This is a genomic window from Streptomyces solicamelliae (genome assembly GCF_045348655.1).
Taxonomy (GTDB): domain Bacteria; phylum Actinomycetota; class Actinomycetes; order Streptomycetales; family Streptomycetaceae; genus Streptomyces; species Streptomyces solicamelliae.
In genome coordinates, this window is record NZ_CP160404.1 from 1,877,278 (window position 1) to 1,889,004 (window position 11,727).

The following is an 11,727-nucleotide window of genomic DNA, read 5'->3' on the forward strand; positions in this document are numbered from 1 at the left end:
CCCCGAAACGGTCCCGGTACGGGGGCCTCAGAAGTGCGTGCCGCCGTCGATGCGGACCTCGGTGCCGGTGACGAACCGGCCGTCCGCGCTGGCCAGCATGGCGACGACGCCCGCGACGGTCTCCGGCCCGGCGAAGCCCTGGCCGAGCGCGGGGGCGAGCTTCATGAAGAGGCTCATGTCGGCGTCCTCGGGCAGGCCGGGGCCGGCGGACTGCCGGCTGGCGCCGCTGCCGTCGGTCATGCCGGAGGAGATCGATCCGGGCTGGACGGCGGTGAAGCGGATGCCCTGCTTGGCGTACTCGGCGGCGAGCGCGTGGGTCATCGACTGGATGCCGCCCTTGCTGGCCGCGTAGGCCGCCATGTACGGATGGGCGAACATCGCCGAGGTCGAGGAGAAGTTGACCACGGCCGCGTCGTCGCCCCGCAGCAGCGCCGGGATCGCCTCGCGGATGACGAGGAAGGTGCCGGTCAGGTTGATCCGGACGACCTGCTCGAAGGCGTCGAGGGGGGTCTCGTGGGTGTGCGAGGAGCGCAGGATGCCGGCCGCGTTGACCAGGACGTCCAGGCCGCCGAGGGTCTCGACGGCGGCGGCGACGCCGGCGCGTACGGAGTTCTCGTCGGCGATGTCGACGACGAGCGTGGTGAGGCGGCCGGCGGTGTCGCCGGCCTTGTCCACGGTGTCCTTCAGTCCGGCCTCGCTGATGTCGGCGGCGACGACGGTGCCGCCCTCCGCCAGCAGACGCAGCACGGTGGCCTGGCCGATGCCGGAACCCCCGCCGGTGATCAGCGCGCGGCGGCCTTCGTAGCGGTTCATGTCCCTGTCCGACCTCTCGCAGTCGTCGTGTCTCGGTGTGCCTCGGTGTCGCCTCGGCACATAAGACACCGTACGCCCACGTGGCACGTTTTGCCACATGTGCATGATGTGCCCATCCGGCACACGGCCGGGCGTGCGCGTAGGCTTCGTCCGGTGAGCACCAAGCCCCCCTCCCCCTCCCTCACCGAGCGGCGCAAGGCCGCGACCCAGCTCGACATCGCCCGCGCGGCCGCCGAGCTCTTCACCGAGCGCGGTCCTGACGGCACGACGGCCGAGGACATCGCCCAGCGGGCGGGGGTCGCGCTGCGCACCTTCTACCGGTACTTCCGCTCCAAGCAGGACGCGGTCGCGCCGCTGCTCGCGGTCGGCGCGGACCGCTGGCGGGAGTCGCTCGCCGCGATCGGGCCGGGGGCGACGGTGCCGGCGGCGCTGGAGCGCTCGATCGCGGAGGCGCTCGCCGGGGCGGACGAGGAGGCGGCGGAGGGCCTGCGCCGCACGCGCGGACTGCTGCGGGCCGCCGCGGCGGACCCGGCGCTGCGCGCGGTCTGGTACCGCGTCAACCAGGAGTCGGAGGAGAAGCTGCGGGCCGTGGTGGCCGGGCTCGCAGGCCCCGACGCGGACCCGCTGGAGGTACGGCTCGCCGCGGCGGCGGCCACGGACGCGATCCGGGTGGCCCTGGAGGCCTGGGCAGAGACGGACGCGCCGGTACGGGGCAAGGGGGCACCGGCCGAGCTGGCGGTGCGCTGCCTGCGCGAACTGATGGGCGGGATGGGCCCGTTGACGTAGCGGGCGGAGTACGGCTCCTCCAGGGGGCCGAGTACGGCTCCCTTACAGCGCCCGGCCCATGAACACGTCGTCCACGTACCCGCCGTCCAGGAAGAACTCGTCCCGCAGCACGCCCTCGACGGCGAAGCCCTCCGCCTCGTACAGCGCGCGGGCCGGCGCGTTGTGGCCGAGGACCCGCAGGGTGATCCGGCGCGCGCCCTGGCGTCGCGCCTCGTCGCACGCGGCCCGCAGCAGCGCCCGGCCGACGCCCCGGCCGCGGGCGTGCGGGGCCACGGCGAGGCCCTGGATCTGGCGGACGTGCGCGTTGCTGGCGAGCGGGGTGGGGCGGACGAGCCGCAGATAGCCGTCGACCGTGCCCTGCTCCCCCTCGGCGACGAGGTAGTGCTCGGGCCGGTGCGTGGAGTCGAAGAACGGGTCGTACGGGGGCTGTGGGGCGGGGAGCACGGCGTGCAGCGGGGACCAGACGGCGCGGTCGAGTGCGCCGAGGGCGTCCTGGTCGGCGGGGCGGGCGGTCCGTATGCGCGGCGTGTTCATGCCCGTAACTGTGCCACGAGGGTCGGGCGGGGCAGGATGGTCGCATGCAGCGTTCCCGTATCGCGGTCACCGGCGCGTCCGGACTCATCGGCACGGCCCTGGTGCGCTCCCTGCGCGCCGACGGCCACGAGGTGTGCCGCCTCGTGCGCCGCCCCGCGCGGACGGCGGACGAGGTCGAGTGGGACCCGAAGCGCCTGTACGTGGACACCTCCGGCCTGGTGGGCTGCGAGGCGGTCGTGCACCTCGCCGGGGCGGGTGTCGGCGAGCGGCGCTGGACCGAGGCGTACAAGCGGGAGATCCGGGACAGCCGGGTCCTCGGGACCCGGGCGATCGCGCAGGCCGTGGCCTCGCTGGCGGAGCCGCCGCGGGTCCTGGTCTGCGGCACGGCGCTCGGCTACTACGGCGACACCGGCTCGCGCGCGGTGGACGAGAGCGCGCCGGCGGGCGAGGGTTTCCTGCCGTCGGTGTGCGTGGAGTGGGAGGCCGCCGCGGCGCCGGCGGAGGAGGCCGGGGTGCGCGTCGCGTACGCCCGCACCGGCCTGGTGGTGGCGCGCCGGGGCGGGGCCTGGGGGCGGCTGTTCCCGATCTTCAGGGCCGGGCTCGGCGGGCGGATGGGCGACGGTCACCAGTACTGGAGCTTCATCGCGCTGCACGACGAGATCGCCGCGCTGCGCCATCTCCTCGACACCGAGGGCCTGTCCGGGCCGTTCAACCTCACGGCGCCCGAGCCGGTGACCAACCGCGAGGTCACCGCAGCGATGGGCCGCGTGCTGCGCCGTCCCACCCCCTTCCCGGTCCCGGCGGCCGCGCTCCGTCTCGCCCTCGGCGACTTCGCCGCCGACGTCCTCGGCAGCCAGCGCGTGCTGCCCTCCCGCCTCCTGGACTCGGGCTTCGACTTCGCCTTCCCGACGATCGACGAGTCGATCCGCGCCGCCTAGGGGAGGTCCGTGCGACCCCCGTGCTCCGGGTTTTCCGGACGCTTGGGGGTCGCCGGTGTGGTGCCGCTCCTAGGCTCGATCCCCGGGATCGATCCGAACTCGGGCATTCCGTCGGTCTGTTGGGGGCATGAGCCTCCCACCAGTCGCGCCGACCTGGGGAGGGGCACGTGCTCAGTAGCGCACGCCACACGGACGTCGTCGTCGTCGGAGCCGGGATAGCGGGGCTGTCCGTGGCCCACCGGCTCACCGCCGCAGGACTGAACGTCACCGTCCTGGAGGCCTCGGCCCGGACGGGCGGACGGATGGACACCGAGGTCGTGGACGGCTTCCGTCTCGACCGGGTGGGGCAGTTGCTCGGGGCGTCCGCGCCCGAGCTGCTCGGCACGCCGGGCCTGGCCGGTCTGAGGCTGCGTCCGTTCTCGTCCGGGGTGCTGGTCCACCACGACGGACGGCTCGTCAGGACCGTGGAGCCGCCGCACGTGGGGACGTACCACGGCCGTTGGGGGAAGGGGTCCGGACACGGGCTCTGGGGCGTAGGGGGCGCGCTCACCGTCGCGCGCGCCCTCGCGAGCGCCCCCCGCTCGCTGGACCAGGCCCGCCTCGGCGCGGCCCTCGCCCGGCTCGCGGCCACGCCCGTGCCGCGGCTGCTGGCCCGGCCGGAGCGGACGGCGCTCGACGCACTGAACGCCCGGCTGCCGGCCCGTACCGTGCAGGGCTTCCTGCGGCCGCTGCTCGCCGCGCTGCTCGGCGACCCGGACCTCAGCACCTCCAGCCGCTGCGCCGATCTGGCCCTGCGGGCCTTCGCCCGGGGCGGGTTGTGCGTACCGGAGGGCGGTGCGGTGACGGTGCCCTCGCTGCTCGAGGCCGCGCTGCCGCCGGGCACGGTGCTGACCGGCGTACGGGTCACCGGTGTGTCGATCAGCCGGGTCGCCACCGCCGGGCACGGGGTGTTCCGCTGCCGGGCGGTCGTCCTCGCCACCGGCGGCCGGGCCGCGGCGGAGCTGCTGCCCGGGCTGCGGGTGCCGGACTTCCGCACGGTCACGGTGCTGCACCACACCACGCCCGTGCCGCCGCCGTTCGCGGAGCCGGCGCTGCTCCTGGCGTCCGACCCGGACGGCCCGGTCGCGCACACCGCCGTGATGAGCGCGGTGGATCCCTCGCGCGCCCCGGCCGGCCGGGTCCTGGTCAGCTCGACGGTGCTCGGCCCGCCACCGGACGACGTGGAGCGCCGGGTCCGCAAGCACCTGGCGACGCTGTACTCCTGCTCGACGGACGACTGGGAGCTGCTCGGCCTGCACCACGACCCGGAGGCGATCCCGGCGATGCCGCCGCCGCACGACCCGCAGCGCACCGTGCGGATCCTGTCCGGCCTGTACGTCTGCGGCGACCACCGCACCACGGGCACCCCGCAGGCCGCCCTGGCCTCCGCCCGCCGCGCGTCCCGCGCCCTGCTCGCCGACTTCGGCCTCCGGGAGACCGAGCCGGCGCGGGAGGAGGCCCCTCTGGCGGCCTAGGGCCTGTCCGGCGGACAGGCCCCCTAGCCGAGCGCTGCGACACGGTCCCGGTACGTCCGTACCGGGGCCGCGTCACGGTACGGCTCGAGGCGGCGTTCGAAGTCGCGTACGTACTCCAGGGCGCGCGCCGAGCGCATCTCGGCGGCCTGCTGAGCCGCCTCCGCGCCCAGCGCGCACGCCTGGTCGAGCTCGCCGAGGCCGAGCCGGGCGGAGGCGAGGACGATGCGGCAGAACAGCCGGCTGCGGGCGTACCCGGGGGCGCGCAGCTGCAGCGAGCGCTCGGCGTGCTGAGCCGCGGCCCGGTACTGCTGCAGGTCGCGGTGGCAGTGGCCGGACTCGTCGGCGAGCTGCGCCTCGTCGAAGGAGCGCGCCCAGTAGGGCACCTCGTCGCCGGGCCGGGCCGTCTCCAGGGACCGCTCGGCGCGGGCGAGGGCGGCACTGCAGGCCCGTACCTCGCCGAGGACGCCGTGCCCGCGGGCCTCGACCGCGTGCAGCATCGCCTGGACCACGGGCGGCACGGCGCTGCCGACGCCCTGCTGGGCGACGCGGGCGAGCTGTACGGCCTCGCGGCCGTGGCCGAGGTAGACGGCCTGCCGGCTCATGGTGATCAGCACGTACGAGCCGTAGCCGCGGTCGCCGGCGGCCTGGGAGAGCCGCAGCGCCTGCACGAAGTACCGCTGGGCGAGGCCGTGCGCCGCGATGTCGTACGAGGTCCAGCCGGCCAGCCGGGTCAGGTCGGCGGCTGCCGCGAACAGCCGGCGGCCGACGGCCTCGCCGTAGGTGCCGCGCAGCATCGGCTCCGCCTCGTGCTCCAGGTAGCGGACCAGGGCCTGGCGGGCGTGGCCGCCGCCGTAGGCGTGGTCGAGGGTGCGGAACAGCTCGCCGACGGACCGCAGCGCCGCGATGTCGCCGGCGGAGACCCGCTGGCCGGGGCCGCGGTCGGTGCCGCGCTGGCGGGGCACCGAGGACCGGCTCTGCGGCGGCACGCGGACGCCGGCGGGGCCGGGCTGCGGGACGGGGACGGGGACGGGCTCGCCTCGGCCGACCCGCTCGTCGGCCCGGCCGATCAGCCAGTCGCGGCTGGGCACGACGAGCCCGGCCGGGGTGAAGGCGATCTTGCGGAGTTCGGCGTGACTTCCGGAGTCCTTGCGCCACAGGCCGCTGACGATGTCGACGGCCTCGTCGGGGGTGGCCGCGAACTCGAGCCCGGCGTACACCGGCGCGCAGGCGTCGAGGCCGAGGTCCTGCGCGGAGAGGCGGCGGCCGAGCCGCCGGGTGAAGACCTCGGCGATCAGCGCGGGCGTGGTGCCGCGCGGCTGCTGGCCGCGGAGCCAGCGCGTCACGGAGGTCTTGTCGTACCGCAGGTCGAGGCCGTGCTCCAGGCCGAGCTGGTCGACCCTTCTGGCCAGCCCCGCGTTGGAGAAGCCCGCCTCGGCGATCAGGGCGGCGAGCTGGCGGTTCGGGATGCGCTGCGGGGGTCGTTCCGTCATCAGCTGTGCGGTCTCCTGCCTTCCGGGCGCGGGTGGCAGCCCTCATGGAACGGCGCGAATGTAGCGGCCCGTACCGCCCGGGCCGCCAGCTTCGCCCCACATTCATCCGATCGTGTGAGGATTCCCGGAGGGCATTTACGACCCGCCTTTACGCGGGTCGCCCGGAGGAGCGGCCGCGGGGGCGGTCACGGGCCGCCGGACGGGGTTGCGCGCGACCGCCGTACAGTGGCATGGGCGCGTATGACACGTGGTGCCGCGCGGCCCCGGGCCGATCCCCGGGACCCCGGCACCCGATGAGGAGGCTTGGCCGTGAGTGAGCTGCGATTCGTCCGGATGGGCTTCGGCGAGGAGGCCGTCGAGTACACGACGGCGTGGGACGAGCAGCGCAGGGTCCACGCCGCCCGGTTCGCCGACGAGATCCCGGACACCTGTCTGCTCCTGGAGCACCCGCCCGTCTACACGGCGGGGCGGCGCACCGCGGACAGCGAGCGCCCGCTGGACGGCACCCCGGTCGTGGACGTGGACCGCGGCGGGAAGATCACCTGGCACGGTCCGGGCCAGCTGGTCGGCTACCCGATCATGAAGCTGCCGCGCCCGGTCGACGTGGTCGCGCACGTCCGCCGCCTGGAGGAGGCGCTGATCCGTACGGCCGCCGACTTCGGGCTGGAGACGAGCCGGGTCGAGGGCCGCAGCGGGGTCTGGGTCCTCGGCGACCCGGTCGAGCAGCGCCCGTCGATCGGCGGGCTGTCGCTGGACTTCGACCCGCGGCTGACGGACGACGAGTTCGACCCGCGGATGAACGGCCCGGAGTACGCCCCCTCCAACGCCGGGCAGCGCCGCGAGGACCGCAAGCTGGCGGCCATCGGCATCCGCGTCGCCAAGGGCGTCACGATGCACGGCTTCGCGCTGAACGTGAACCCGGACAACACCTGGTTCGACCGGATCATCCCGTGCGGCATCCGGGACGCCGGAGTGGCCTCGCTGGCGAACGAGCTCGGCCGTGACATCACGATCGACGAGGTGCTGCCGGTGCTGGAGAGGCACCTGCGGGACGTGCTGGAGAACGCGGACCTCAAGCCGCGCGAGATCGAACCCGAACCCGCCTCGGCCTGAGTTCCCGGCCCGAGGAATGCCGGGCCTTGGCCACAGGTTGGCCACAGGTAGGCACACGAAGCAAGACATACGAAATAACGGGCGTACTGTTAAGTGCACCGAAGAATCGAAGCTACAGGGAGCCGATGTGTCCGCAGTCGCACCCGACGGACGCAAGATGCTGCGCCTGGAGGTCCGCAACAGCCAGACCCCCATCGAGCGCAAGCCCGAGTGGATCAAGACCCGGGCGAAAATGGGCCCCGAGTACACCAAGATGCAGAACCTCGTGAAGAGCGAGGGCCTGCACACGGTCTGCCAGGAAGCCGGCTGTCCGAACATCTTCGAATGCTGGGAGGACCGCGAGGCCACCTTCCTCATCGGCGGCGACCAGTGCACCCGGCGCTGTGACTTCTGCCAGATCGACACCGGCAAGCCCGAGGCGCTGGACCGTGACGAGCCCCGCCGCGTCGGCGAGTCCGTCGTCACGATGGACCTGAACTACGCCACCATCACCGGCGTCGCCCGCGACGACCTGGAGGACGGCGGCGCCTGGCTGTACGCGGAGACCGTCCGCCAGATCCACCAGCAGACCGCGGAGCGCGCGGCCGGCCGGACCAAGGTCGAGCTGCTGGCCCCCGACTTCAACGCGGTGCCGGAGCTCCTGGACGAGGTCTTCGCCTCCCGTCCCGAGGTCTTCGCGCACAACGTCGAGACCGTGCCGCGGATCTTCAAGCGGATCCGCCCCGGCTTCCGGTACGAGCGTTCGCTGGAGGTCATCACCAAGGCCCGTGACTACGGTCTGGTCACGAAATCGAACCTGATCCTCGGCATGGGCGAGACCCGCGAGGAGATCAGCGAGGCGCTGCGCCAGCTGCACGACGCCGGCTGCGAGCTGATCACCATCACGCAGTACCTGCGTCCGTCCGTCCGGCACCACCCCGTGGAGCGCTGGGTGAAGCCGCAGGAGTTCGTGGAGCTGAAGGACGAGGCCGACGAGATCGGCTTCTCCGGCGTCATGTCGGGCCCGCTGGTCCGCAGCTCCTACCGCGCCGGCCGGCTGTACCAGCAGGCCATGGAGCGCCGTGGGGCGACGGTCCTCCCCGAGGTCGTGTGAATCCACTCACAAGCTGTTACTGACGGGTAATGACTGTGGCGACGCGGCCCGTACACCCTCCGCAGGTCGGAGCGGGGTGCGGGCCGCGTCCGCGTTCCGCGGGCTGGTACGGACGGCGGCATCAACGTTTCACCAGTGTTTGACCATCGGCTCACACGCTGGTAACACCAATCTGTGAGCCTGGCATCACTCACCGCCGTCACCGCCGCCCCCCACCTCAGCCGCTCTTGAGGGAGGACCCCGTCATGCAGGCCGCGACACATGTCCGTGCCACAGCGTTCCCGTCCCTGACCGACGCCCTGCGCGCCGTGGAGGCCGTACTGCTCCGCGGCGGCCAGCGCACCGCCCGCCGGAACGCCTGGACCTCCGTCCTGGAGGACCGCCGCAGGGCCAAGGACCGGGTCGAGGCCCAGCACGTGATGGAGGCGGTGGCGGGTCGCGCTTCCAGCGCCACGTAAACTTCAGGACATGGCGAGGAAGGCAAACACGAACACCGCTGGTGCCGCTGAGAACCCCGGGCGACTCAAGCAGATCGTTCTGACGTACAAGATGACCAGGAAGGCCGATCCCAAGGTCGGTCTCGTCGTCGCGGGTGTGGGCATCGTCGTTCTCGGTGTCCTCCTCGGGATCGGCTTCGCGATCGGGCATCCGGTCTATCTCGGGATCCTGGGCTTCATCCTGGCGCTGCTGGCGATGGCGATCGTCTTCGGCCGGCGTGCCGAGAAGGCGGCCTTCGGGCAGATGGAGGGCCAGCCGGGCGCGGCGGCCGCGGTGCTGCAGAACATCGGCCGGCAGTGGACCACCACCCCGGCGGTCGCGATGAACCGCAGCCAGGACGTCGTGCACCGCGCGGTCGGCCGCGCGGGCATCGTGCTGGTCGCGGAGGGCAACCCGAACCGGGTGAAGCCGCTGCTCGCGGCCGAGAAGAAGAAGATGGCCCGGGTGCTCGTGGACGTCCCCGTCCGCGACATCATCGTCGGCAACGACGAGGGCCAGATCCCGCTGGGCAAGCTGCGCACCACCATGCTCAAGTACCCGCGGGTGCTCACCGGCCCCCAGGTCACCGCGGCCAACGACCGGCTGCGGGCGATGGGCGACCTGATGAGCAACATGCCGCTGCCCAAGGGCCCGATGCCCAAGGGCATGAAGATGCCGCGCGGCGGCGGCAAGATGCGCTGACGCGCACCGTACGACGGAGAAGGGCGCCCCGGGCCGGATGGCCGGGGCGCCCTTCTCGTGCGTACGGGGGGGCGTACGGGGTGGAGCGTCAGATGCGGACCTCGACCGTGCGGGCCAGCCGGTCGTGCAGCCCCCGGCCGTCGCGGTCCCAGATCAGCGCCGGGGCCGCGAGGAACAGCAGGACCGTGCGCAGCAGCGCGCGCAGCGGGTTGGCGCGTCCGGTGTCGAGGGCGATCACCCGCAGGCCGAAGAGACGCTTGCCGGGGGTGAAGCCCAGCGTGCCGACCGTGAGGACGATCAGCCCGAAGAGGATGACCGGGGCCCAGATCTGGGCCGCCTCGTTATAACTGTCCGCGACCAGGCCGTATGCGATCAAGAGGCACAGCCCCCAGTCGACGGCGAGTGCGCCGATGCGGCGCCCGGGACGGGCGATGGAGCCGGGCCCCTCCTCCGGCAGGCCGAGCTGCTCGCCCCGGTAACCGAAGTCGACGCCTGCTGCCTCGGCCGCCGCGCGCGGGCCGGAGAGCCATGATCCGAGTGCTTGCCTGTTGTCCACCCGACCACGGTACTGCGCCCGTTTTCGATCACTTCCGCCCGGGTGCCGACCGTGCTCGCCGGGCGCGGCCGCCCCCGGTCCGGTTAACTTGGGCGAAACAAATGGGTCATGCTTGAGAAATGCCGCCTGCCTATGGTCGTGTCCAGCGTGTGCCACCGCACTGGCCCCACGACCGAGCTGCAACCCCGCCCCTCCCCGGGCCGGGAGTAGGAGGAGTTGGATGTCCGAGAAGCACGGGTTCCAGAACGCCGACGAAGTCCAGAAGTTCATCAAGGACAACGACGTCAAGATGGTCGACGTCCGCTTCTGCGACCTCCCGGGCGTGATGCAGCACTTCACGATCCCGGCGACGGCGTTCGACCCGTCCGAGGAGCTGGCGTTCGACGGTTCGTCGATCCGCGGCTTCCAGGCGATCCACGAGTCGGACATGGCCCTGCGCGCCGACCTGTCGACGGCCCGCCTGGACCCGTTCCGCCGCGACAAGACGCTGAACATCAACTTCTTCATCCACGACCCGATCACGGGCGAGCAGTACAGCCGCGACCCGCGCAACATCGCCAAGAAGGCCGAGGCCTACCTCGCGTCCACCGGCATCGCGGACACCGCGTTCTTCGGCCCGGAGGCGGAGTTCTACGTCTTCGACTCGGTCCGCTTCGAGACCTCGGCGAACCAGGGCTTCTACCACATCGACTCCGAGGCCGGCGCCTGGAACACCGGCAAGGAGGAGGACAACCGGGGCTACAAGGTCCGCTACAAGGGCGGCTACTTCCCGGCCCCGCCGGTCGACCACTTCGCCGACCTGCGCGCGGAGATCTCCCTGGAGCTGGAGAACGTCGGCCTCCAGGTCGAGCGCCAGCACCACGAGGTCGGCACCGCCGGCCAGGCCGAGATCAACTACAAGTTCAACACGCTGCTCGCCGCGGCCGACGACCTGATGCTCTTCAAGTACATCGTGAAGAACGTCGCCTGGCGCAACGGCAAGACCGCGACCTTCATGCCGAAGCCGATCTTCGGCGACAACGGCTCGGGCATGCACGTCCACCAGTCGCTGTGGGCGGGCGGCGAGCCGCTCTTCTACGACGAGACCGGCTACGCGGGCCTCTCGGACACCGCCCGCTACTACATCGGCGGCATCCTGAAGCACGCCCCGTCGCTGCTGGCCTTCACCAACCCGACGGTGAACTCCTACCACCGCCTGGTGCCCGGCTTCGAGGCCCCGGTCAACCTGGTCTACTCGCAGCGCAACCGCTCCGCGGCCATGCGCATCCCGATCACGGGCTCCAACGCGAAGGCCAAGCGCGTCGAGTTCCGCGCCCCGGACCCGTCGTCGAACCCGTACCTCGCCTTCTCGGCGCTGCTGCTCGCGGGCCTCGACGGCGTCAAGAACAAGATCGAGCCGGCCGAGCCGATCGACAAGGACCTCTACGAGCTGGCCCCCGAGGAGCACGCGGGCGTCGCCCAGGTCCCGACCAACCTCGAGGCCGTCCTGCGCGCCCTGGAGGACGACAACGAGTACCTGCAGGCCGGCGGCGTCTTCACGTCCGACCTGATCGAGACCTGGATCGACTACAAGCGCACCAACGAGATCGCCCCGATCCAGCTCCGCCCGCACCCGCACGAGTTCGAGCTGTACTTCGACCTCTAAAGATCATGTCCGGGGTGACCCTGCGGGGAACCCCGGAGACGGGCGAGGACCCGCGAGAGCCGCTGA

General features: G+C 72.6%; 12 protein-coding genes. 8 read left to right on the top strand and 4 right to left on the bottom strand.

What is annotated here, in order from left to right; all coding sequences use genetic code 11:
* Positions 1–27: 27 nt before the first annotated feature.
* Positions 28–813: an SDR family NAD(P)-dependent oxidoreductase gene (locus ABZO31_RS08670; protein WP_406860521.1), complete on the bottom strand. Its 786-nt coding sequence runs from the start codon at positions 811–813 to the stop codon at positions 28–30.
* A 153-nt stretch (positions 814–966) separates the two neighbouring features.
* Here ABZO31_RS08670 and ABZO31_RS08675 point away from each other — a divergent pair, with 153 nt between their 5' ends.
* On the top strand, positions 967–1,599 hold the full coding sequence (locus tag ABZO31_RS08675; RefSeq protein WP_406860522.1) for a TetR family transcriptional regulator: 633 nt from the start codon (positions 967–969) through the stop codon (positions 1,597–1,599).
* A 42-nt stretch (positions 1,600–1,641) separates the two neighbouring features.
* Here ABZO31_RS08675 and ABZO31_RS08680 read toward each other — a convergent pair whose 3' ends face one another.
* Positions 1,642–2,133: a GNAT family N-acetyltransferase gene (locus ABZO31_RS08680; protein WP_406860523.1), complete on the bottom strand. Its 492-nt coding sequence runs from the start codon at positions 2,131–2,133 to the stop codon at positions 1,642–1,644.
* Between the two features lie 44 nt (positions 2,134–2,177).
* Here ABZO31_RS08680 and ABZO31_RS08685 point away from each other — a divergent pair, with 44 nt between their 5' ends.
* Positions 2,178–3,071 carry a TIGR01777 family oxidoreductase gene (locus ABZO31_RS08685; protein WP_406860524.1) on the top strand — a complete coding sequence of 298 codons (894 nt, stop codon included), beginning with the start codon at positions 2,178–2,180 and terminating at the stop codon, positions 3,069–3,071.
* A 167-nt stretch (positions 3,072–3,238) separates the two neighbouring features.
* Complete coding sequence (locus tag ABZO31_RS08690) at positions 3,239–4,585, top strand: NAD(P)/FAD-dependent oxidoreductase (RefSeq protein ID WP_406860525.1); 1,347 nt, start codon at positions 3,239–3,241, stop codon at positions 4,583–4,585.
* A gap of 23 nt (positions 4,586–4,608) precedes the next feature.
* On the opposite strand, the gene ABZO31_RS08695 is transcribed toward ABZO31_RS08690, so the two are convergent.
* Entirely contained in the window at positions 4,609–6,075 is a 1,467-nt protein-coding gene (locus tag ABZO31_RS08695; protein ID WP_406860526.1) for a regulator, read from the bottom strand.
* A gap of 309 nt (positions 6,076–6,384) precedes the next feature.
* On the opposite strand from ABZO31_RS08695, the gene lipB reads away from it, so the two are divergent.
* The 4 genes from lipB (at position 6,385) to ABZO31_RS08715 (ending at position 9,460) form a co-directional block, all read left to right on the top strand.
* On the top strand, positions 6,385–7,188 hold the full coding sequence (gene lipB, locus ABZO31_RS08700) for a lipoyl(octanoyl) transferase LipB (RefSeq protein ID WP_406860527.1): 804 nt from the start codon (positions 6,385–6,387) through the stop codon (positions 7,186–7,188).
* Between the two features lie 127 nt (positions 7,189–7,315).
* The gene (gene lipA, locus ABZO31_RS08705) at positions 7,316–8,281 is read left to right on the top strand and encodes a lipoyl synthase (RefSeq protein WP_406860528.1); all 966 of its coding nucleotides are present in this window, start codon (positions 7,316–7,318) and stop codon (positions 8,279–8,281) included.
* Positions 8,282–8,526: 245 nt separating this feature from the next.
* On the top strand, positions 8,527–8,739 hold the full coding sequence (locus tag ABZO31_RS08710; protein ID WP_406860529.1) for a hypothetical protein: 213 nt from the start codon (positions 8,527–8,529) through the stop codon (positions 8,737–8,739).
* A gap of 10 nt (positions 8,740–8,749) precedes the next feature.
* Complete coding sequence (locus ABZO31_RS08715) at positions 8,750–9,460, top strand: DUF4191 domain-containing protein (RefSeq protein ID WP_406860530.1); 711 nt, start codon at positions 8,750–8,752, stop codon at positions 9,458–9,460.
* Between the two features lie 88 nt (positions 9,461–9,548).
* Here ABZO31_RS08715 and ABZO31_RS08720 read toward each other — a convergent pair whose 3' ends face one another.
* Complete coding sequence (locus tag ABZO31_RS08720) at positions 9,549–10,016, bottom strand: RDD family protein (RefSeq protein WP_406860531.1); 468 nt, start codon at positions 10,014–10,016, stop codon at positions 9,549–9,551.
* Positions 10,017–10,236: 220 nt separating this feature from the next.
* Between ABZO31_RS08720 and glnA the strand changes: the two genes are divergently transcribed.
* Complete coding sequence (gene glnA / locus ABZO31_RS08725) at positions 10,237–11,661, top strand: type I glutamate--ammonia ligase (RefSeq protein WP_406860532.1); 1,425 nt, start codon at positions 10,237–10,239, stop codon at positions 11,659–11,661.
* Positions 11,662–11,727 lie beyond the last annotated feature (66 nt).